The sequence below is a fragment of the Micromonospora sp. NPDC048868 genome, assembly GCF_043198195.1.
Lineage (GTDB): Bacteria > Actinomycetota > Actinomycetes > Mycobacteriales > Micromonosporaceae > Micromonospora > Micromonospora reichwaldensis.
Genome location: NZ_JBICUN010000003.1, coordinates 1 through 21,329, shown reverse-complemented (window position 1 = coordinate 21,329; position 21,329 = coordinate 1). Strand labels below are relative to the sequence as shown.

Here is a 21,329-nt window from a genome sequence, read left to right as displayed (position 1 = left end):
GCAGCGAGTGGAGAGCCAGATGACCGAGCACCCCGGCGCCCTGATCCACGAGGCGACCGACGTCGTCAACCTGGGCGCCGCCCTGTCGCACCAGGCGCGGGTCCAGCCCGACGGCCCCGCCCTGCACCTGGTGGCCGAGGACGGCTCCGCCGACACGGTGGACTACGCGACGCTCGACGCCCGGGCCCGCCGGGTCGGCGCGGCCCTGGCCGGGCACTGCCGTCCCGGTGACCGGGTGCTGATGCTCGTCGGGGCGGGTGTCGACTTCCTCGCCGGCTTCTTCGGCTGCCTCTACGCCGGCACCGTGCCGGTGCCGCTGGCCGCCCGGCTCAACCGGGCCAGCGCCCCGGTCGTCGGGCGGATCCTCGACGACGCGCAGGCCACCGCTGTGCTGGCCGCCCGCGCGGTCACGAGCGCCGTGGACCTGACCACGCTCATGCCCGGTCGCCGGCTGCCGGTCCTGGAGCTGGAGTCCCTCGACGCCGCGCCCGCCGGCTGGCAGCCGGCGGTGGCCGAGGGCGGACTGGCGTTCCTCCAGTACACCTCGGGCACCACCAGCACCCCCAAGGGCGTGATGGTCAGCCACGCGAACCTGCTGGAGAACCTGCGGGCCATCCGCCGCTCCTTCGCCTTCGACGACGCCACGGTGATGGCCTCCTGGCTGCCCCCGCACCACGACATGGGGCTGATCGGCACCCTGCTCACCCCCGTCTACCTCGGCGTGCCGACGGTGCTGATGGACCCGGCGACGTTCATCCGCACCCCGGTGCGGTGGCTCCAGGCGATCAGCCGGTACCGGGCCACCATCAGCGGCGGGCCGAACTTCGCCTACGACCTGTGCGTGCGCAAGGTCGCCGAGGCCGACCGTGCCGCCCTGGACCTCAGCTCCTGGCGGGTGGCGTTCAACGGCGCCGAGCCCGTACGCGCGGCGACCCTGCGCGCCTTCGCCGAGGCGTTCGCCCCGCACGGTTTCGACGAGCGGGCCTTCCTGCCCTGCTACGGACTGGCCGAGGCGACGCTGCTGGTCGCCGGGCGGGCGCGGGCGCAGCGGCCCGTCGTGACCACGGTGGCCGACCCGGACCCCGCCGGACCCGCCCACCGCCCCGGCACGGAGGTGGTCGGCTGCGAGATCCTGCCCGAGGCGGAGGTCCGGATCGTCGACCCGACCGGCCACCCCGTCCCCGACGGCACCGCCGGCGAGATCTGGGTCCGGGGCGGCAGCGTCGTCGACGGGTACTGGAACCGGCCGGAGGAGTCCGCGCGGACCCTGCACGCCACCCTCGGCGGCGACCCCGACGACGGCCCCTACCTGCGCACCGGCGACCTCGGCTTCCGCCAGGACGGCCACCTGTACGTCCGCGGCCGGATCAAGGAGACGGTGGTCATCCGCGGCCAGAACCACTACCCGGACGACATCGAGCAGACCGTCCGCGCCGCCTGCCCCCGCCTCGGCGGACGGATCGCGGCCTTCGGCGTGGACGTCGCCGACGACGGCCACGGCGTCGGCGAGGCCGTGGTCCTGTGGTACGAGACCCGCTCCGACCGGGCGTCGGACGAGGCACCGGCCATCGCCGAGGCGGCCCGCCGGGCCGTGGTGACCGTCCACGGCCTCGACCTGCACCGGGTGCTGGCCGTACCGCCCGGCACCATCCCCGTCACCACCAGCGGCAAGACCCGTCGCGGCGACTGCGCGCGGGCGTACGCGGCGGGCAGCGCCACGATCGTCGCGGACGACCCCCTGCGCCCGGCGGCGCGCCCCGCCCTGGCCGCCGCGCCGGCGCAGGCGCAGCGACTGCGCGCCCTGGCCGGCGGGCTGCTCGACGTCGACCCGGAGCGGATCGACCCGGACCGATCCCTGCCGGAGCTCGGGTTCGACTCGCTGCGGGCCGTGGAGCTGCAACACCTGATCGAGGGGGAGTGGGGCGTCCGCCCGGCCCTGACCGACCTGCTGGGCGACAGCACGGTGGCCGAACTGGCCGCCGCGCTGCCGTCCGCGCCCGCGCCGGCCGACCCGCCGGCCACCCCGGCCGCCGCCGACGGGCCCTACCCGCTGTCGTACGGCCAGCGGGCGATCTGGTTCCAGGGCGCCCTCGCCGAGGACCCGGCCAACCTCAACCTGTGCCGCGCGGTCACCGTCGACGGCGAACTGGACGCCGCGGCGCTGGCCCGCGCCGTGCGCGACCTCGGCGTGCGGCACCCGGCCCTGCTCACCCGCTACGACGACGCCGGCGCCGAGGTGACCCAGCGGGTGGCCGACGACGCCGAGGTCACGCTGGAGGTGCGCGACGCGGCGGGCTGGCCGGCGGGCCGGCTCGACGAGGAGATCGAGGCGGAACTCGGGGTCGGCTTCGCCGGCCCGCCCCTGCTGCGCGCCGTGCTGTTCCGGCACGCGGCGGACCGCCACACGCTGCTGCTCTGCACCCACCACAGCGTCATGGACGTGTGGTCGCTGGCGGTGCTGGTCGAGGACCTGGCGACCGGCTACGGTCGGCACGCCGCCGGGGACGACGCGGCGCCGCCCGCACCCGCCGCCCACCCGGCCGAGTTCGTGGCCTGGCAGCGGTCCTTCCTGGACGGCCCCGCCGGCCGGGAGCTGACCGCGACGTGCCAGGCCCAGGTCGCCGACCTCGTGCCGTTGGACCTGCCGACCGACCGGCCCCGCCCGTCGGTGCGCACCTTCCGGGGCGCCGCCCACGCGTTCCGGCTCGACGCCGACCTGTGCGCCGGGATCGACGCGCTCGCCGCCGCGCAGGGGGTCAGCCGCACCGCCGTGCTGTTCGCCGGCTACGCGGCGGTGCTGTCGCGCTACGCCGGTCAGGCGACGTTCCCGCTCGGCTTCGTGCACGCCGGCCGGGTCCGCGGCCGCTTCGCCGACCTGGTCGCCTACCTGGTCAACCCGCTGCCGGTGCCGGTGGACCTGTCCGCCGACCCGGAGTTCGGCGCCCTGGCCCGGGCGGCCCACGACGCGGTGCTGGCCGCCTCCGACCGCGCCGAGGTGCCGTTCGGGCGGATCGTCGAGGGGCTCGGGCAGGCCGCCGACGCCAGCCGCGGCGCGCTGCTCAGCGCGGCCTTCGCCTACCAGCACGGGCGCGGCACCGACCGGCTCGGCCTCACGCCGATGGTGCTCAACCACGAGGGGGCGCTGGGGGACTGGGCCGGGCTGCGGGTGCGCAGCCGGCCGGTGCGGCAGCGGGCCACCTACTACGACCTCTCCCTCTACCTGGGCGAGCACGACGGCGAACTGCTGGGCACCTTCGACTACAGCACCGACCTGTTCGACGCCGACACCATGGGCGTGCTGGCCGAGGCGCTGACCGCGCTGCTGTCCGCGGCCGTCGCGGCGCCGGCGACCCCCGTCGGCGCCCTGCCCCTGCTCGGCGCCGAACGGCACCGGCAGGTGCTTGTGGAGTGGAACGACACCGCGGCCGACTACGACACCGACCGGTGCGCGCCGGAGATCGTGGCCGAGCAGGCCCGCCGGACCCCGGACGCGCCGGCCGCCACCGACGGCACCACCCGGCTCACCTACGCCGAGCTCAACGCGGCGGCGAACCGGCTGGCCCACCGGCTGATCGGGCTGGGCGCCGGCCGGGGCACCCGGGTCGGCCTGCTGGTGCCCCGCTCCACGGTCAGCCTCACCGCCGTGCTGGCGATCCTCAAGACCGGCGCCGCCTACGTGCCGCTCGACCCGTCGTACCCGGTGGAGCGGCTGCGGTTCATGCTCGCCGACTCCGGGGCCCGGCTGCTCGTCGCCGCCCCCGGCGCGGCCGTCGACCTCCCGGACGTCGAGGTCGTGGACCCGGCCGAGGAGTCCCTCGCGACCGAGGACGACAGCGATCCGCGGCCGACGGCCCACCCCGACGACGTGGCCTACGTCGTCTACACCTCCGGGTCCACCGGCACCCCGCAGGGCGTACTCGGCCTGCACCGGGGCATCGTCAACCGGCAACGGTGGATCATGGACCGCTTCCCGGTGGGGCCGGACGAGGTGGGCAGCCACAAGACCTCGCTGAGTTTCTTCGACTCCGGCGGCGAGATGTTCCTGCCGCTCTTCGCCGGCGCCCCGGTCGTCGTGGTGCCCGAGGACGTCGGACGCGACCCGGTACGCCTGGTCGACCTGCTCGCCCGGCACCGGGTCACCCGCCTGGTGGCCGTACCGTCGTTGCTGCGGGCCATCCTCGACGGCGTCGCCGACGTCGGCGGACGCCTGTCGGCGCTGCGCTACTGCCACTCCAGCGGGGAGGCGCTCACCGCCGACCTGGCCGCGCGGTGGCTGGCGGCCCTGCCCGGCTGTGTCCTGGTCGACCTCTACGGCTCGTCGGAGATCTCCGCCGACGTGACCCTGGACGTGGTCACCGGACCGGAGCGGGTCGGCAGCGTCGGGCGGCCCATCGGCAACACCCGGATCTACGTCCTGGACGAGGCCATGCGGCCGGTGCCGCCCCGCTTCGCCGGCGAGGTGTACGTCGGCGGGGCGGGCCTGGCCCGTGGCTACCTCGACCAGCCGGCGTTGACCGCGACGCGGTTCGTCCCCGACCCGTACGGCGACGGCGGGCGGCTGTTCCGCACCGGTGACCGGGGCCGGTTCAGCCACGACGGCCGGCTGGAGTTCCTGGGCCGGGCCGACCACCAGGTGAAGGTCCGCGGCTTCCGGATCGAGCTGGGCGAGATCGAGGCGACGCTGCGGGCCCACCCCGGGGTGGCCGCCGCCGTGGCCGCGCTCGCCGAGGCGCCGGGCGGCGGGGAGCAGCGGATCGTCGCGGCGGTCGTGCCCCGGCAGCGCGGCGGGTCGTCGGCGCCGACCGGAGCCGATCCGGGCGGGGCGCCGGCCACCACCCGGGTGTCGGACTGGCGGCTGCTCTACGACCGGATGTACACCGAGGCCGGTCCCGCCGAGGAGGCCCAGCAGGCGATCTGGACCAGCAGCTACACGGGCGCCCCGTTCACCGACGTCGAGATGGGCGAGTGGATCGACCAGGCGGTCCGGCGGATCCGGGAGCTGCGCCCCCGCCGGCTGCTGGAACTCGGCTGCGGCACGGGCAACCTGACCCTGGCGCTGGCGCCGGACTGCGAGGCGTACGTCGGCACCGACTTCTCCGCCGCCGGCCTGAAGGTGCTCGAACAGCGGCTCGACGCCGAGGGGGTGGACCGGGACACGGTCACGCTGCTGCTGCGGGAGGCCGACGACATCACCGGCATCGAGGCCGGCAGCTTCGACACCGTGGTGCTGCACTCGGTGACCCAGTACTTCCCGCACCACGACTACCTGCGCGGGGTGCTGCGCGCGGCGGTCACCGCGGCCTCGCCCGGCGGGCGGATCTACCTCGGCGACGTACGCGACCTCGACCTGCTGGAGGTGTTCCACGCCTCGGTGGAGCTGGGCGCCGAGCCGGAGCCCGGGCTGACCGTCGCCGAGCTGCGCCGCCGCGTCGCCGCCCGGGTGCTCGCCGACGACGAGCTGGTGCTGGCCCCCGACCTGTTCCTCACCGCGCCGGACTGGCTGCCCGGGGTGACCGGGGTGGAGCTGCACCTCAAGCGCGGCCGGCAGGCCAACGAGCTGAGCGCGTTCCGCTACGACGTCGTCCTGCACGTGGGCACCGCCTCCGACGGCGACGCCGCCGGGACGGTCGAGCCGCTGCGGCTGGACTGGACGCGCGACGGGCTGGACGTCGCCCGGCTGCGGAGCCTGCTGCGCGGCAACCGCAACCGCCCGGTGGAGGTACGCGACGTGCCGAACGCGCGGCTGGTCACGGTCGCCGGCCCCGTACGCAGGCTGGCCGGTCTCGCCGACGCCGACCCGGTGACCCGCCCGACCGGCGAGCTGCCGCCCGGGGTCGACCCGGAGGACTGCTGGAGCATCGGCGAGGCGCTGGGCCGACGGACCGCCGTGGTGCCGTCGACCGCGCGCGAGCCGTACACGATGGACCTGCGGTTCTGGCCCGCGTCCCGCCCGGACGACACGGTCGGCTGGACCCCGCCGCGGGCCCGGCGCGCCGACTGGCCGGAGCTGGCCAACGACCCGCTGGGCGCCACCGCGCGGCGGGACCTCCTGCACGACCTGCGCACCCACCTGCGGCAGCGGCTGCCGGAGTTCATGGTGCCGCTGCTGCACCTGGTCGACGAGCTGCCGACCACGGCGACCGGCAAGGTGAGCCGGCGCGCCGTCGCGGCCGAGGCCACCGAGGCGCTGGCCCGGCTGGGCGCGGGCGCCACGGCCCGGCCGCTCGCCCCGGCGGCCGGCGGGCTCCAGGCCCAGGTCACCGAGATCTGGCTGGACGTCCTCGGCGTCGGCGCAGTCGGACTCGACGACAACTTCTTCGACGTCGGCGGCAACTCGCTGAGCCTGGTCCAGGTGCACATCCGCCTGCAGGAACTCCTCGGCCGGCAGTTCCCGCTCGTCGACCTGTACGAGCACACCACCGTGCGCAAGCTCGCCGAGCACCTCGGCGAGCCCGCGCGCCCGGCGACGGACCCGCCCGTCGACCCGGGGCCCGACCGCAACGAGCAGGTGGCGAACCGCCGCCGGTTGATGCGCCAGCGTATTCAGGAAGTGGGAAGTCGATGAGCAGCGAGATGGACATCGCCGTCGTGGGGATGAGCGGACGGTTTCCGGGTGCGGCGAACGTCGCCGAGTTCTGGGAGCTGCTCCGCAACGGCGTCGACGCCGGCCGCGAGCTGACCGCCGCCGAGCTGGACGCCGTCCCGGCCGAGGAACGCGCCGACCCGGCGTACGTGCCGGTGTGGTCGGGCATCGAGGGCGCCGACCGGTTCGACGCCCAGTTCTTCGGTTACTCGCCGACGGACGCGACGCTTATCGACCCGCAGCACCGGATCCTGCTGGAGTGCGCCTGGGAGGCGCTGGAGGACGCCGGCTACGACAGCCGCCGCTTCCCCGGCGACATCGCCGTGTACGCCGGGTGCGGCCTGAACCAGTACCTGCTCTACCACCTGCTGCCCCAGCAGGAGCTTGTCGACTCCGCCGGCCGGCTGGGCATGGCCGTCGCCAGCGACAAGGACAACCTGGCCACCCGCATCTCGTACAAGCTCGACCTGACCGGGCCCAGCATGACGGTGCAGACCAACTGCTCCTCGGCCCTGGTCGGGCTGCACCACGCCATCAGCAGCCTGCTCGACTACCAGTGCGACATGGCCATCGTGGGTGCGGTCAGCGTCAAGAACCCGGTGCCCCGCGGCTACCGGCACGAGGCCGACGGCATCAACTCGCCCGACGGCCGCTGCCGGGCCTTCGACGCCGAGGCCGCCGGCTACCACCTGGGCGACGGCGCCGGCGTGGTGGTGCTGCGCCGCCGGGAGGACGCCGAGGCCGCCGGCGACCGGATCTACGCGGTGGTCAAGGGCTCCGCGGTGAACAACGACGGCGCCGGCAAGGTCAGCTTCGTGGCGCCCGGCCGGTCGGGCCAGGTGCGGGTGATCCGCCGGGCGCTGCGGGTCGCCGACGTCGAGGCGGGCTCCATCCAGTACGTCGAGGCCAACGGCAGCGGCACCCTGATGGGCGACTCGATCGAGGTGTCCGCCCTGGAGGAGGCGTACGGCGCGGCCGGCGCGTCGGGTGCCGGATGGGCGATCGGCTCGGTCAAGCCGAACGTCGGCAACCTCGACACCGCCTCCGGCGTGACCTCGCTGATCAAGGCGGTCCTCGCCATCCACCACGGCGAGCTGCCGCCGTCGATCCACTTCCGCAAGCCCAACCCGCAGACCTCCCTCGACCGGGGGCCGTTCCGCGTCAACGACATGCTGCGGGACTGGCCCGAGGCCACCGGGCCGCGCCGGGCGGCGGTCAGCTCGTTCGGCGTCGGCGGCACCAACGCGCACGTCATCCTCGAACAGGCGCCGCCGCCCGCGCCGCCGGGGTCGAACCCGCCGGCCGTGCTGCTCGCCGTCTCCGCGGCCGGCGGCGAGGCGCTGACCGCCGCCGCCAACCGGCTCGCCGAGCACCTCAGGCGTCACCCGGAGCAGGCCCTCGCCGACGTCGCCTACACCAGCCAGGTCGGCCGTCGCGCGTTGCGCCACCGGGCCTTCGTGGTGGCGACCGACGCCGGGGAGGCGACCCGCGCGCTGTCCGCCGTCGGCGCGGGCGAGGCGTCGCCGGAGACCGCCACGGTCGCGTACGCGTTCCCCGCCACCTGCCCCGACCTGGCCGCGCTGTGCGACGCCCTGCCCCGGCTGCGCGCGGAGGTCGACCGGGTGGCCGGTGAGCTGGGCGTCGACCCGGCCGCCGGCGGGCCGGGCTCCGACGCGGCCACCGTCACCGGGCAGCTCGCGCTCGCCCGGCTGCTCGGCGCCTGCGGCGTGTCCCCGGTCGCCGCCCACGGCGAGGGTCCGGGCGCCGTGACGGCCGCCGTCGTCGACGGCCGCTGGACGGTGGCGGAGGCCGGGCGCGCCCTGCGCGCCGGCAGCCACCCGCCCGCGCCGGCCGGGGCGCCGGCCGAGGCCGACCTGACGCTGGCCGTCGGCCCGGCCGAGGCGTCGACGCTGGCCCTGACCGACGACGCCGGGAGCCTCCGTGGGCTGCTCGGCGCGCTCGGCGAGCTGTGGTGCCGGGGCGTCGACGTGGACTGGGCCGCCCTGCACGAGGGCGCGTCGCGGCGTCGCGTCGGCCTGCCGACGTACCCGTTCCAGCGGACGCGGCACTGGGTCGACCCGGTGGCCGTGGCGCCCGTGACCGGCCCGACGCCGACGGCACCGGCCGCCGACGCCCAGCCCGCCGCCGACGCCCAGCCCGCCGCCGGCTCGGTCCTGGAGGAGGCGGTGGCCGCCGTGTGGCGCCGCCGGCTCGGAGTGGACCGGATCGGGTTGCACGACTCGCTGCTCATGCTCGGCGCGGACTCGCTCAGCGCCGCCCGGACGCTGCGCGACCTCGCCCAGGCCTTCCACGTCGACCTGCAACTCGGCGTGTTCCTGCAGACCCCCACCGTCGCCGCGCTCGCCGAGGTGATCGACGGCAAGCTGCGCGAGGCGCAGGAGATCCGGGCCGCGCTCGCCGCGGTCACCGAAGAGGGAGCGTGAGGCCGTGCCCGACGTCAGCTTCATCACCGTGGTGCCCCGGGTCCGGGACCTGACCGCGTACGCGGACACGGCGATGTCCGTCATCCGCCGCACCGACGCGGCGGACCTCGACGGGGTGCTCATCTTCACCGGCAGCGGCGCGGTGCTCGACCCCTGGGTCCTGGCGACCGCCGCGGCGGCCGGCACCACCCGGCTCAGCCCGCTGGTCGCCGTGAACCCCGTCTACCAGCACCCGTTCACCGCGGCCCGGATGGTCGCCTCGCTCGGCCTGCTCTACCAGCGGCGGATCGACCTCAACCTGATCACCGGCACCGCCGTGAGCGACCTGGACGCGCTCGGCGACCGGCTGGACCACGACGACCGGTACGCGCGCCTCGCCGAGTACGTCGAGATCATGATGGGGGTGCTGGGCAGCCGCCGACCGTTCAGCTTCGACGGGCGGTTCTACCAGGTGTCCCGGTTGCAGCTCACCCCCGGCCTTCCCGCGCACCTGTTGCCCCGGCTGTTCGTCGCCGGGCAGTCCCCGGCCGCCCGGCAGGTGGCCGAGCGGGTGGGCGCCACCAGCATCCAGATGCTCACGGCGGCCCCGCCCGACGCCGACGGGGCACCGGGCGCGCTGAACTTCGGGCTGCTGACCCGGGCGACGGCGGAGGAGACCGAGCGGGTCGCCGAGGCCCGTTTCCCGGAGGACCCGGACGGCGCGAAGATCACCGCGGTCACCATGGCCAACACCGACTCCGTCTGGAAGCAGCGGCTCTTCGCCGAGGCGGAGGCCGGCCACGGCGCCGTCACCGTCGACCCGGCGTACCGGCTCGCGCCGTTCCGCTCCGGCCAGGCGGACGGGCCGTACCTGGTGGCCGACCACGCCGGGGCCGTCGAGCGGCTGCTGGCCATGATCCGGGCCGGGGTGCACACCTTCGTGCTGGACACCCCCACCGACGACGAAGACTTCCACCACCTCGCACAGGTCGTCCGGACCGTCCGGGACCGACTGCGTACGGACTTCACCGAGGGAGCGCGATGAACCAGCCCTTCGCCAGCCACGACCTGGTGCACGCCCGCCCCAACCTGGCGCTGGAGCCGCTCATCCACCGGTACTACGCCTGGCTGAACCTGGTGTCGCCGGTGCCGGCGGCGATGAACTTCGCCAAGCTGCACGTGCCGCTGCTGCGCTCGTTCCTCGACGCGCCGGCGCTGCACCGCCGCTCGGCGCGCGACCCGAAGCTGCGCGGCGGCATGTTCGTGGACCTCGAGGACGACCAGCTCGACGGGGTGTCCGACCTGGCGACCCGGCTCGCCGACGGACCCATGCCGGAGCTGTCGGCGGCGATGGACGAGCTGACGGTCAACCTGGAGAAGCTCGCCGACGGCTTCGACCTGACACCCCGCTACGGCGAGATCCCGCCGGCCCTGCGCGGCTACGTCGAGCTGGTCTACGACCTCAACGACCACGCCCGGATCCGGCTCGCCGAGCGGATGCTCTACCGGTCGCGGCACTTCGACGAGACCGCCCACTCGGTGGACCTGTCGCTGGCCACCGGCGACGAGCGGCCCTTCGCGATGACCACCCCGCGGTTCCCCGGCAACGGGCACGTGCAGGCCACCATGCCGCTGCGGGACCCCCGCATCGACCTGCTCTTCTCCACGATGACCACGGCGCGGCCCTTCGGCGAGCTGCGGGAGGCGTTCGACGTCTCCGACGCCGACCTGGCGACCTTCAGCGGGTTGTTCTCCGCCGAGCCGGGCGGGAGCCCGGACCGCAACCTGGACGGCCCGGGGCTGCGGGTGCGCTACTTCGGGCACGCCTGCGTGGTCGTGCAGTCCGGCCCGGTCACCGTGATGACCGACCCGTTCCTGTCCGACGCCCTCGGCGACGGCGACCGGTACGCCTACGCCGACCTGCCCGACGTCATCGACTACGTGCTGATCACGCACGGGCACCAGGACCACCTCGAACTGGCCAGCCTGCTGAAGCTGCGGCACCGCATCGGCACGGTGGTGGTGCCGAAGACCGCCGCCGGGGCGTTGCAGGACCCGTCGCTGCGGCTGTGCCTGGAGGCGCTCGGCTTCCCCAACGTGGTCGACGTGGAGCCGGGCGAGACCATCGAGCTGCCCGACGGGCAGATCGTGGTGTGCCCGTTCGTCGGCGAGCACTGCGACCTGGACATCGCCGCGAAGGTCACCTACTCGGTGCGTACCGGCGGGAAGAACCTCTACTTCGGCGCGGACAACCGCTGCGTCGACCCGGCCCTGTTCGGCCACATCCACGACATGATCGGCGACGTCGACATGGCGTTCCTCGGCATGGAGTGCGACGGCGCCCCGCTGTCCTGGATGTACGGTCCGCTCTTCTCCCGCCGCATCGACCAGAAGATGAGCCGCAGCCGCAAGCTCAACGGCTCCGACGCCGTCGAGGCGATGGGCATCGTGCGGCGGCTGCGGGCCCGGCAGGCGTACGTGTACGCGATGGGCCGCGAGCCGTGGCTGGTGTTCGTCATGGCGACGAACTACACCGACGAGTCGTACCAGCTCAAGCAGATGGCGGAGTTCTTCCAGCGCTGCGCCGACGTCGGGGTGCCGGCGCGGGAGCTCTACGGACGGGCCGACCTGGCATGAGCCGCACCTGGACCTGCCGTTCGCAGTACGTGGCCACCCGCGACGGGACCCGGCTGGCGGCGTACGTCTTCCGGCCGGTCGGCCAGCGTGACCCCGCGCCCGCCGTCTGGGCCCACGACCGCTACCACCAGGTGTCGCCGCGCCCCGGGCGCGACGACTTCCTGGCGGTGGTACGCGCCGAACTGGCGGACGTCGACCTCACCGACATCGACGACCTCGGCGTGGCCGAGGTGGCCCCCGGGGAGGTGACGCTGCGGGCCTTCCCGGTCGCGCAGCGCCTGCTGGCCCGCGGCTACGTCGTGGTGGTGGTGGACAGCCGGGGCAGCGGCGCGTCGTTCGGCACCAGCGACGGCCCCTTCTCGACGGTCGAGGCGACCGACACGTACGACGTCACCGAGTGGATCGCCGCGCAGCCCTGGTGCGACGGCCGGGTCGGCATGTTCGGCCGCTCCTACCTCGGCGTCTCGCAGTACCTGGCGGCGAGCACCGCCCCGCCGCACCTGGCGGCGATCTTCCCGCAGATGGCGCTGTTCGACCTGCACCGCTTCGCCTGGGACGGCGGGGTGTTCCGGGACGACTTCGCCCGCGCCTGGGGCGAGGACGTGCGCGAACTCGACATGCGTGGCCCCGTCGCGCCCCTCGACGACGACCCCGACGGCCTCCTGCTGGCCGCCGCCCGCGAGCAGCACGTGGCGAACCGGGACGTCCGGACGATGTTCGCCGGCCTGCCCGGGCGCGAGTCGCGGCTGGCCGACACCGGCGAGGCGGCGTACCTGACCCGCAGCCCGTCGGCGCTGCTGGAGGCGATCAACGCCTCCGGGGTCGCCGTCTACCACCTGGGCGGCTGGCACGACGTCTGGGCGCGCGACGCGACCGAGTGGGCCCGCCGGCTGACCGTGCCGCACCGGGTGGTCATCGGCCCCTGGCCGCACACCGGCGGGGTGCTGGGCGGCGCCGGCTACAACCTGGCCGACGAGCACGTGCGCTGGTTCGACCACTGGCTGCGGGGCCGCGACACCGGGATCATGGACGGCCCGGCCGTCCGGTACCACGTGCTGGGCGCCGACGCGTGGCGTACCGCCCGGTCCTGGCCGCCGGAGCCGGCGACGACCGGCACGTGGCACCTCGGCCCGGCCGGCGAGCTGGGACCGGAACCCCGGGCCGGCGAGGCCCGGCGGTACGAGGTCGACTACGCCACCACGTCCGGCAAGACCAGCCGGTGGGCCAGCGGCTACGGCTCGCCCTTCCAGCGCCCGGACCTCACGGACAACGACACCCGGGCGCTGTGCTGGACCTCCGAGCCGCTGACCGAGGCGGTCGAGCTGGTCGGCGCCCCGGTGCTGCGCCTGGCGGCCCGGGTCACCGACGGCCCGGCGGACGTCTTCGCCTACCTGGAGTCGGTCGCCCCCGACGGCACCTCGCTGTACGTCACCGAGGGCTGCGGCCAGGTCGACGGCGCTCCCGGCGACTCCCGCCTGGAGATCGAGCTGCACCCGATCGCGTACCGGTTCGCGGCGGGCGACCGGATCCGGCTGGCGGTCACCGGGGCGGACGCGGACAACGCGCTGACCGTGCCCCGGGACGTCGCGCCGGTGCTGACGGTGCGCCACGACGCCGACGCCGCCCCGACGCTCGAGCTGCCCCGCGCGGCAACCCTCGAACGGCGCGACGCCGACGACGAGACGGCCCCGCTCTCCGTGGCGCAGCGGGCGATCTGGCTGGCCGAGCAGGCCGGCACGAGCGGAGCGGCGTACCACCTCGACGCGGCGGTCGAGCTGACCGGGCCGGTGGACGCCGGCGCGCTGCACGCGGCGGTCGACGAGATCGTCCGCCGGCACGAGGCGCTGCGGACCACCATTGTCGAGGTCGACGAGGAACCGGTCCAGCGCATCCACCCGGCGGCGCCGCTCACCATCGCGCGGTTCGACCTCACCGACGCGCCCGCCGACGGCTGGGCGGGCGACGAGCGGGTGACCGGATTCCGCGACCGCCGGTGGGACCTCGCCCGGGAGTGGCCGATCCGGGTCGCGACCGTGCTGCTGCCCGCCGGCCGGACGGCGTTGCTCCTGGTGGTGCACCACGTCGCCGCCGACCCGACGGCGGCGGAGATCTTCTTCGCGGAGCTGGCCCGGCTCTACCCCTCGTACGCGCGGGGGGAGCCGCTCCGGCTGCCGGACGTGCCGTGCCGGTACGCGGACGTGGCCCGCCGCCAGCAGGCCGAACTCGCCGGGCCCGGCGCGGCCGACCAACTCGCCCGGTGGCGGCGCTACCTGGACGGCGCCCCGCAGGTGATCACCCTGCCGACGGACCGGCCCCGGCCGCCGGTCCTGGACCACCGGGGCGGGTCGGTGCGCTTCACCGTCGCCGACGACCTCGCCGCCCGGCTGGTGGCGGCGGCCGCCGCCGCGCGGACCAGCCCGTTCACCCTGCTGACCGCCGCGTTCGCCCGCACCCTGAACGCGTACGGCGCGGGCGACGACCTGCTGATCGGCACGCCGAGCCTGCAACGCGACGACGAGTCGACCCGCGACCTGATCGGCTGCCTGGTCAACCTGCTGCCGCTGCGGATCCGGGTCGACTCCGACGCCACCGTGGCCCAGTTCCTGCACGACGTACGCGGCAGCGTGCTGACCGCGCTGGAGCTGCGCCGGGTGCCCTTCGACACGCTGGTCGGCGAGCTGCGCCCGCGCCGGGACCCGGCGGTCTCCGCGCTGGTGCAGGTCTGCGTCCGGTACGGCCGGGCGGTGCCGGACCGGTTCCGGCTGGGCGCGGTCGAGGCGCTGCGGCTGGAACCGCCGGAGTGGACCTCGGCGAAGTACGACCTGGCGCTGGCCGTGAACCAGGTCGGCGAGGACCGGATGGTGGGCAGCCTCGACTTCCGCCTCGCCCTGTTCGACCGGGCCACCGTCCAGCGGATCCTCGACTCGATGCTGACCGTGCTCGACCAGCTCGTCGCCGACCAGGAACGGCCGGTGGGGGAGCTCTCCGCCATGCCCCGCCGGGAGCTGCGGGCCGTGCTCGACGGCTGGAACCCGGCGCGGCTGCCGGACGCGCTGGTCGGCCAGGACGACCTGCCGGCCGCGGCCCGCTGCTACGTCCTCGACGACCGCGCGCGGCCCGTGCCGGTGAACACCCCGGGGCGGCTGTGGGTCAGCGGCGTCGGCGAGGTCGACGACCCGTACGCCGGGACGCCGGGGGCACGGATGCGGGACACCGGGGCCACCGTGCGGTGGACCACGGCGGGACGGCTGGAACTGGTGCCCGCCGCCCCCGGGCGGCCGACCGCCGCGCCGGAGGCCGCCCCGGACGCGGCGCAGCCGACCGACGCGCCGTCCGGCCCGGCGACCGACGACGGCCGCTCCGAGGTGCTGGACCAGCTCGGGCAGATCTGGGCCGCCCTGCTCAAGGTCGACGGCGTCGAGCCCGGGGACGACTTCTTCGACCTGGGCGGCGACTCGCTCTTCGCGATCCGCCTGATCAGCCGGATCCGCAAGGCGTACCAGGTCCGGCTCTCCCTGCAGGACGTGTTCGCGGCGCCGACGCTTGCCGAGCAGGTCGACCTGGTCCGCGAACGGCAGGCGTCGTGACCGGGCCGGTCTTCTACCCCTGGTCCGCGCAGGAGGAGATCGATCCGGTCCGCGTGGCCGGCGGCGCGGGCAGCTGGTTCTGGGACGAGCACGGCAACCGGTGGCTCGACCTGCACGCCCAGATGGGCAACCTGCACCTGGGCCACCAGCACCCGGCCCTGGTGGCGGCGCTGCGCGAGCAGGCCGGACGGATGTGCACGATCGCGCCGTCGTTCGCCGTCGACGTCCGCGACGAGGCGGCCCGGGCGATCGTCGAGGTGGCACCGGGGGACCTGGAGACGGTCCTGTTCACCACCGGCGGCGCGGAGGCCGTGGAGCACGCGGTGCGGATGGCGCGGGTGGTCACGGGGCGGCCGAAGGTGCTCGCCGCCTACCGGTCCTACCACGGGGCCACGGCGGGGGCGCTGGCGTTGACCGGTGACCCACGCCGCTGGCCGGTGGACACGGCCAGCGGCGGCGCCGTGCACTTCACGGGCCCGTACCCGTACCGCAGCGAGTTCCACGCCGAGAACGCCGCGCAGGAGGGCGAACGGGCGCTGGAGCACCTGCGCCGGATCGTCGGGTACGAGGGCCCGGACACGATCGCCGCGATCCTCGTCGAGCCGGTGGTGGGCAGCAACGGCGTGCTGGTGCCGCCGGACGGCTACCTGGCCGGCGTCCGCCGGCTCTGCGACGAGCACGGCATCCTGCTGATCGCCGACGAGGTGATGACCGGCTTCGGCCGGTGCGGCCGGTGGTTCGCCGGCGACCTCTGGGGCGTGGTGCCCGACCTGATGACCTTCGCCAAGGGGGTCAACTCCGGCTACGTGCCGGTGGGCGGGGTGCTGCTGTCCCGCGCGGTGGCGGCCCACTTCGCGCACCGCCGCTACCCCGGCGGGCTCACCTACTCCGGGCACCCGCTGGCCTGCGCCTCCATCGTGGCGGCGCTGCGGGTGCTGCGGGAGGAGAAGCTGGTCGACCGGGCGGCCGCACTCGGCCGCGACGTGGTGGGCCCGGCGCTGGCCGAGCTGGCCGAGCGCCACCCGATCGTCGGCGACGTCCGCGGCGTCGGCCTGGCCTGGGCCGTCGAGCTGGTCCGGGACCGCGCGACCCGCGAGCCGCTGGCGCCGTACGCGGCCCCGGGGACGCTGGCGCCCGAGATGGCCGCCGTCCTGGCGGCGTGCAAGCGGCAGGGCGTCTGGCCGCTGGCGGCGGGCAACCGGCTGCACCTGTTCCCTCCGTTGACCATCACGGAGGAGGAGCTGACCGCCGGGATCGCCGGGATCGACCGGGCCCTGACCGAGGTGTCCGAGCTGTGAGGAGAAGAAGATGACGGTGGAGCAGACGGAGACGGCCGACATCTGCCGGGTCGTGGTCAACGACGAGGAGCAGTACTCGATCTGGCCGGACGGGCGGGAGATCCCGGCGGGCTGGCGGGAGGAGGGCTTCGTCGGGCCGCGCGCCCGGTGCCTGGAGCACATCGACTCGGTGTGGACGGACATGCGCCCGCTGAGCCTGCGCCGGGCGATGGCGGGCGAGGCACGGTAGGAGACGTCAGGGTCCGGCCGCGCGGCGCGCGTCGCCCGGTCGGGCCGCCTCCCGCCCGTACCACGATTACTTCCCGCGAGCGGAGAGCGGCGGGCGGTAATTGTGTGCGCGGGTCCTGCCTATCGCAGGAAAAACTTCGGGTTGCGGAGTCGGGACCGAGATATTAACGTTTATCCACAGTGGACCCCGGCGGTTCCGGATGGGAGTCAAGATGCGTGCTCACTGCTACACGGCAACGACTCTGGTGGACATCGACCTCGTGGTTCGGCCCCGCAGGAGCCGGCTCGCCTGACAGCTGGAAAACAGGGGACCACGGTCTCCGAGGCAATTCTGGTACGACCCTCTGAAATGCGTCTTCCGGAACGTCGGTAGGCGATCTCGTCAATTCGCAGATCAGTTTATATTTGGTCCGCCGGGGCCATCTGTCCTTTCGGGGGATTCGGGTGCGGGACCATTTCGAGACGAGCGAACACCAGGAATACCTGTGCCGTCTCGACGGCCGGGTCGGTCCCGCGACCCTGATGACCCAGGTGTGTCACCGGCTGGACGGTGACGTCGACGTCGAGGCGTTGCGTCGCGCCGTCGGGCGGCTGGCCGAGGCGCATCCGTTGCTGCGCCGGGCGTTCGCCGAGCACGACGGGTACGTGGTACTGCGCGACGGCCGCGACCGGGCCGACCTGGAGGTCGTCGAGGTGCCCGGCGACCGGGCCGCCGTCGACTGGTGCCAGGCCGCCCTGCGGCGGCCGGTGGACCTGTGGGCCGGGCCGTGCTGGACGGTCTCGCTGGCCCGGACCGGCACGGGGAGCTCCTACCTGCTGCTGCGCGCGCACATGGCGCTTCTCGACCACCACTCCCTCGACCTGCTGGTCGACGACCTGGCCGTCCTCTACGGGGCGGAGCTGGGCGCCAGCACGGGCCAGCCACCCGCCGCCGAGCCGATCGACGACGTCCTCGACCGGCTCTTCGAGCTGGGCGAGGAACAGGCGGAGGAGGACCTCGACTGGTGGCTCGACACGTTCGGCCGGCTCGGCCCGGTGGAGACCGGAGCCGACCTGACCGATCCGTTCGACGCGGCACCCGACGGGCCGCCCCCGGCCCCCGGTGGTCACCTCGCGCAGGCGCACGTCCCCTCCGGCGGGATCGTGCCTGCCGTGCGCCGCCTGCGGGTCTCCCCGTTCGCCGCGTACACCGCGGCCCTGCTGGGCGCGCTGGGCGGGCCCGCCGCCACCCGGTCGTTCCGGGTGGCGTTCGTCGTGGACATGCGGTCGTTCCTCGACTGCGAACGCGTCGTCGGCCAGCTGAGCCAGGCCGCGGTCCTGCGGGTGGACGTGCCGCCGGGGATCGGCTTCGCCGACCTCAGCCGCCGGGTCGCCCACCAGGCCGCCGAGTCGCTCGGCCACCAGGCCGTCCCCTTCGAGCGGGTCGTCGTGGAGCTGAAGCGGCGCGGGGTGCCTGTGCACCTGCTGGCCCCGGTCTCGGTCAACTACGCCCTGCTGCGGGCGATCGACTGGCCCGGCGCCACCGCCGAGGCGATCGAGCTGGACAGCACCTCGGCGCTTGACGACACCGCCGGTCTGGGCGGCTACTTCGACCAGCTCGACGGCCAAGAGCAGCTACGGATCAAGCTGTACGCCGCTGCCTCCTCCTACAGCGCCGGACGCACCGACGAACTGCTGGCGGAGACCCGGCGGTGCCTGGAGGTCGGGCTGGCGTCGCCGGATCAGCCCCTCGCGGCCGGCGCCCCCACCGCCTGACGGCACCCGCCCTCCGCAGAGCCGCCCGGAACTGCCGCCGGGGGCCGGGCGCCACCGCTCACCGGTCCTCCAGCGCCCGGGCCAGCCAACCGGCGATCCGTTGCACCGTGGGCCGGCGCAGCAGCGAGTAGTGGTCGCCCTCGTACTCGTGGACGGTGGTCCGGGCGCCGACGTAGCGCTCCCAGCGCGGCTGCCAGCGCGGCGACGCGGAGGCCTGCACGACGGTCAGCGGCAGCTCCGCGCCCTCCGGCCGGTACCCGGCCACGGCGGTGACGTGCCGGGCGAAGGTCTCCACCCGGCGGCGCACCTCGCGCACCGGCAGCGCCACCGGGGTCACGCCGGCGTCCACCAGCCACCGGCGCAGCAGCATCGTCTGTTCCTCGACCGGCAGCGCGGCGAGCGTCGCCGCCGCCGGCGCCGGGTGGTCCCGGCCGAGGGACGCGGCGAGGTCCGCGGCGAACCGGGCCGCCGTCGCGGCGTCGTCGGTCCCCTCGCCGGCCGGGCGCGCCTGCCCGGGCGCGGTGTCCAGCACCACCAGCAGGTCGACGGAGCGTCCGGCCCGCACCAGCCGGCGGGCCATCTCGTACGCGAGCAGGCCGCCCATCGACCAGCCGCACAGCCGGTACGGGCCGGCCGGCCAGCGGGCGACGACCTCGTCCAGGTACGCCTCGGCGAGCGCGTCGATGGAGTCGCCGGTGGCGTCGGCGGCCGACTCGATGCCGACCAGGTGGTACGCGGGCAGCAGCCGGGCGAGTTCGGCGTACGCGCCGACCGTGCCGCTGACGGGGTGCGGCAGGATCAGCGGCGGGCGGTCGGTCGGCCCGCCGAGGTGCACCAGCGTGCCGGACCCCGTCCCGCCCGGCCGGGCACGCACCGCGGGCGGCGGGGTCGCCGCCCGGACGCCCGGGGCGGGCCGGCGCACCGGCAGCGCGTCGACGGTGGCGTGCGGGTCGGCGACGACCGCGTCCAGCAGCGCCACGAAGTCGTCGGCGACGGCGGCCATGTCCGCCGGGTCGAACAGCCCGTCGCGCCAGGTCCAGGCCGCGACGAGCCCGCCCGAGGCGTCGGTCAGGACGTCCAACTGCACGTCGAACTTCGCCGTGCCGGTGTCGACGTCGACCCAGGCGGTGCTCAGGCCGGCGAGTCGGGGCGGGGGCGCGGGCCGGCCCTCCACGCTGAACGCGAACTGCGAGAACGGCATCCGGCCCGGCACCCGCGCCGGGCGCACCTCGTCCACGATCCGTTCGAACGGCACCGCCATGTGGGCGTACGCCCCGAGGGTCAGCTCCCGGACCCGGTCGACCACCTCGGCGAAGGTCGGGTTCCCCGCCAGGTCGCCGCGCAGCACCACGGTGTTGACGAAGTACCCGATCCGGCTCTCGTCCGCCTCGCTCGTCCTGCCCGTCGTCGGCGACAGCACGGCGACGTCGCTGCTGCCGGTGCGCACGGACAGCAGCACCAGGTACGCCGCCAGCAGCGTCATGAACGAGGTGGCCCGCCGGGACCGGCCCAGCCGGGTGAGGGTGGTCGTCACGCCGCGGTCCAGCGGCACGTCCAGCCGCCGCCCGGCGGCCAACGCCCCGGGCACCCGGTCGCGGACGCCGGGCAGGTCCAGGTCGGGCAGGCCGGCCAGCCGCTCGCGCCAGTAGGCCAGTGCCGCGTCCGGGTCCTCCGGGTCGTCGACGAAGTCGTCGTCCTCGTCGTCGGGCACCGGCGGATCGAGGTCCGGCGTCCTCCCCGCCCGCAGCGCGTCGTACGCCGTGGCGAGGTGGTTCCAGAAGACCGGGCGGGACCCGCCGTCGAAGACGATGTGGTGCACGGTGACCGCGAGCAGGTGCTCGTCGGCCCCGCAGCGGATCAGCACCGCCCGCAGCAGCGGGCCGTCGGCCAGGTCGAACAGCTCGTCGTGGGCCCTCTCCAGCTCCTGCCGGACCCGCTGCTCGCGGGTCGCGGGGTCCGTCGCGCCGAGGTCGACGACCGGCACCGGGACCGGCGCGCAGGGACCGATCCGCACGAGCACCTCGTCGTCGACCATCGCGAAGGTGGCCCGGAGCAGGTCGTGCCGGTCCGTGACGGCGGCGAGCGCGCCGCGCAGGGCCGGCAGGTCCAGCTCGCCGGTCATCCGCACCACGGTCAGGATGTGGTACGCGGTGCTGGTCGGCTCCAGCTGTTGCAGGAACCAGAGCTGCCGCTGGGCCACGGTGGCGGGACCGGTCGGCGTGGTGCCCAGCCGCTCGCGCAGCAGCCGTACCAACAGGTGCCGGTGCTCCTCCGCCGGCCAGCCGGGCGGCGGTCGCAGCAGCGCGGCGACCGGGTCGGGCGACGGGCCGCTCATCGGGGTGCTCCTGTCTCGTCGTACGGCGGGCCGGGCCGGGTGGCGGCGGCCAGCGCTCGTCGGGCCTGGTCCTCGGTGAGCGCGGCGACGGCCTCGCGCAGGCCGGCCACGGTGTCCACCCAGCCGGGCCGGCGCTCGACGCGGCGCAGTTCGCCGGCCAGCCCCGCGATCGTCGGGTCTCGGAACAGTGCCGCGACCGGCAGGTCGACCTCGAACGCGGCACCGGCCTGCGCGGTGACCTGGGTGGCCAGCAGGGAGTGCCCGCCGACGGCGAAGAAGTCGTCGCGGACTCCGATGCCCGCGACGGGGGTGCCCAGCACCGTCGCCCAGATCCCGGCGAGCTGCCGCTGCACGGCGTCGCCGGGCGGCGCGGAGCGGACGGTCGTGGGGTCCGGTGCGGGGAGTGCGTTGCGGTCGATCTTGCCGTTGCGGGTGAGGGGGAAGTGGGGCAGGGCGATGATGGCGTGGGGTACGAGGTGGCGG

10 protein-coding genes are annotated in these 21,329 nt (G+C 75.2%); 8 read left to right on the top strand and 2 right to left on the bottom strand.

Annotated features, from left to right (window positions below; all coding sequences use genetic code 11):
* Positions 1–19: 19 nt before the first annotated feature.
* The 8 genes from ACGFNF_RS05190 (at position 20) to ACGFNF_RS05155 (ending at position 18,511) form a co-directional block, all read left to right on the top strand.
* Positions 20–6,565, top strand: a complete 6,546-nt coding sequence (locus ACGFNF_RS05190; RefSeq protein ID WP_357579155.1) for an amino acid adenylation domain-containing protein — start codon at positions 20–22, stop codon at positions 6,563–6,565.
* Positions 6,562–9,027: a beta-ketoacyl synthase N-terminal-like domain-containing protein gene (locus ACGFNF_RS05185; RefSeq protein ID WP_357579156.1), complete on the top strand. Its 2,466-nt coding sequence runs from the start codon at positions 6,562–6,564 to the stop codon at positions 9,025–9,027. Before ACGFNF_RS05190 ends, ACGFNF_RS05185 begins: the two co-directional genes overlap by 4 nt.
* A gap of 4 nt (positions 9,028–9,031) precedes the next feature.
* Positions 9,032–10,051, top strand: a complete 1,020-nt coding sequence (locus tag ACGFNF_RS05180) for an LLM class flavin-dependent oxidoreductase (protein ID WP_357579157.1) — start codon at positions 9,032–9,034, stop codon at positions 10,049–10,051.
* Complete coding sequence (locus ACGFNF_RS05175) at positions 10,048–11,643, top strand: MBL fold metallo-hydrolase (protein WP_311414506.1); 1,596 nt, start codon at positions 10,048–10,050, stop codon at positions 11,641–11,643. Before ACGFNF_RS05180 ends, ACGFNF_RS05175 begins: the two co-directional genes overlap by 4 nt.
* Positions 11,640–15,230: a CocE/NonD family hydrolase gene (locus ACGFNF_RS05170; RefSeq protein WP_393165883.1), complete on the top strand. Its 3,591-nt coding sequence runs from the start codon at positions 11,640–11,642 to the stop codon at positions 15,228–15,230. Before ACGFNF_RS05175 ends, ACGFNF_RS05170 begins: the two co-directional genes overlap by 4 nt.
* Positions 15,227–16,528 carry an aspartate aminotransferase family protein gene (locus tag ACGFNF_RS05165; RefSeq protein WP_357579159.1) on the top strand — a complete coding sequence of 434 codons (1,302 nt, stop codon included), beginning with the start codon at positions 15,227–15,229 and terminating at the stop codon, positions 16,526–16,528. Before ACGFNF_RS05170 ends, ACGFNF_RS05165 begins: the two co-directional genes overlap by 4 nt.
* Positions 16,529–16,544: 16 nt before the next feature.
* A complete protein-coding gene (locus tag ACGFNF_RS05160) occupies positions 16,545–16,757 on the top strand; it encodes an MbtH family protein (protein ID WP_393145799.1) in 213 nt (70 codons plus the stop codon).
* Positions 16,758–17,200: 443 nt separating this feature from the next.
* A complete protein-coding gene (locus tag ACGFNF_RS05155; RefSeq protein WP_357579160.1) occupies positions 17,201–18,511 on the top strand; it encodes a condensation domain-containing protein in 1,311 nt (436 codons plus the stop codon).
* Positions 18,512–18,569: 58 nt separating this feature from the next.
* On the opposite strand, the gene ACGFNF_RS05150 is transcribed toward ACGFNF_RS05155, so the two are convergent.
* Together ACGFNF_RS05150 and ACGFNF_RS05145 are read right to left on the bottom strand one after the other, a co-directional pair.
* Positions 18,570–20,846 carry a condensation domain-containing protein gene (locus tag ACGFNF_RS05150; RefSeq protein ID WP_393165880.1) on the bottom strand — a complete coding sequence of 759 codons (2,277 nt, stop codon included), beginning with the start codon at positions 20,844–20,846 and terminating at the stop codon, positions 18,570–18,572.
* The coding region (locus ACGFNF_RS05145) for a phosphopantetheine-binding protein (RefSeq protein ID WP_357579162.1) at positions 20,843–21,329 on the bottom strand (487 nt) is incomplete at its 5' end. The genes ACGFNF_RS05150 and ACGFNF_RS05145, both read right to left, overlap by 4 nt.

Coding starts and splice junctions, on each gene's coding strand:
- ACGFNF_RS05190 (WP_357579155.1), top strand. CDS start 20: ATGACCGAGCACCCCGGCGCCCTGATCCACGAGGCGACCGACGTCGTC.
- ACGFNF_RS05185 (WP_357579156.1), top strand. CDS start 6,562: ATGAGCAGCGAGATGGACATCGCCGTCGTGGGGATGAGCGGACGGTTT.
- ACGFNF_RS05175 (WP_311414506.1), top strand. CDS start 10,048: ATGAACCAGCCCTTCGCCAGCCACGACCTGGTGCACGCCCGCCCCAAC.
- ACGFNF_RS05170 (WP_393165883.1), top strand. CDS start 11,640: ATGAGCCGCACCTGGACCTGCCGTTCGCAGTACGTGGCCACCCGCGAC.
- ACGFNF_RS05150 (WP_393165880.1), bottom strand. CDS start 20,846: ATGAGCGGCCCGTCGCCCGACCCGGTCGCCGCGCTGCTGCGACCGCCG.